Annotated in this window: 3 protein-coding genes; 1 reads left to right on the forward strand and 2 read right to left on the reverse strand. The window is 61.4% G+C overall.

The window, feature by feature from the left end:
- Together EOA85_RS35645 and EOA85_RS35650 are read right to left on the reverse strand one after the other, a co-directional pair.
- The coding region (locus tag EOA85_RS35645) for a recombinase family protein (RefSeq protein ID WP_245486364.1) at positions 1–385 on the reverse strand (385 nt) is incomplete at its 3' end.
- 173 nt (positions 386–558) lie between these two features.
- On the reverse strand, positions 559–888 hold the full coding sequence (locus tag EOA85_RS35650) for a hypothetical protein (RefSeq protein WP_127212758.1): 330 nt from the start codon (positions 886–888) through the stop codon (positions 559–561).
- Here EOA85_RS35650 and EOA85_RS35655 point away from each other — a divergent pair.
- Positions 876–1,196, forward strand: a 321-nt coding sequence (locus EOA85_RS35655) for a reverse transcriptase domain-containing protein (protein ID WP_281033833.1), incomplete at its 3' end; no start/stop codon positions are given. The genes EOA85_RS35650 and EOA85_RS35655 overlap by 13 nt on opposite strands.

Consider the following 1,196-nt stretch of genomic DNA (forward strand, 5'->3'; position numbering starts at 1 on the left):
GTTCGAGAATTTGGGCCCGTTCGTACTCGGCGATCATGCCCTGGAACTGCAGCATCAGCTGGTCTTCCGGGGTGTCGGCATGCGGCGCTTTGATGAAGACGGTCTCGACACCGCGGCGGGCGAACTCCTCCATCAAGAGAACCTGATAAGCATATTTTCTGCTCAACCGATCCGGGGAATGGATCAAGACAGCCTGGATGTGTCCCTCGGCCGCCAAGTCGCGCAGTCTCTCCAGCCCCGGCCGCGCCAGGCTGGCACCGCTGAACCCCGCGTCTTCGATGATCCAGTCATCGGGCACGCTGAATCCTTGCTCGCGGGCGAATGCGATCAGCGCCGCCGTCTGGCTGGCAATCGTGTTGTCCTCCTTCTGCTGGTCGGAGGACACCCGAGCATAAATCGCTGCGCACGTCATCGCTTCCCTCCCTTAGCCGCGGACCCGGGCCGACGATGCGAACCCGCTCCGCAACCAGGATTCCGTAGACCTGTGCCAATTTGGCCGGCAGCAGGCGGTCAAAGACAGGCTCGAGAAGGACGCTGCGAACATCGCTCTCCCGCCGCTCAGCCATGGCCGTCGGCTTCGCCGAGAAAAGCCCGAAGCGCCCGATCCACCATGGCGCTGATCGTCGTTCCTTCCGCCGCCGCCCGCGCTCGAATCGCATCGACCAAACTAGGCGCCAGCTTGAACGTCACCGCCTCCGTCGGCTCGGTCACTGGCACCGGCCGGCCGATCGCCTGCGCCTCCTCGATATACCGATAGGCCTGACGTCGGGACATGGTGAATTGGCGCGACAACGCCATGGCTGCCTCCGCCACGCTCAGCCCACGCGCAAGCAACCCATGGGCCGCATTGATCCGTTCGGTCTTCTGCAAATCCGTTGAGCGCGGCATGTGACATATGCGTATTACCTTTTGCGACGACAGTCAAGCACAGAACGAGAACGATCGAGCGAAATCGACCGGTCAAACACAAAGTTACCTTTTGCGTTCAGGGATTGATCTCGCCGCTGCTTACCAATATCTACCTGCACTACGTCTGCGATCTATGGGCCGAGCGCTGGCGACGGCGCGAGGCTACCGGCGACATGATCATCGTGCGCTACGCGGACGACATCGTGGTCGGTTTTCAATACGAAGCCGATGCCCGGTGCTTCTGGGACATGATGCGTGAACGGTTGCAGGAGTTTGCGTTACAGCTC

This window comes from Mesorhizobium sp. M5C.F.Ca.IN.020.29.1.1 (assembly GCF_003997375.1).
GTDB classification, from domain to species: domain Bacteria; phylum Pseudomonadota; class Alphaproteobacteria; order Rhizobiales; family Rhizobiaceae; genus Mesorhizobium; species Mesorhizobium wenxiniae.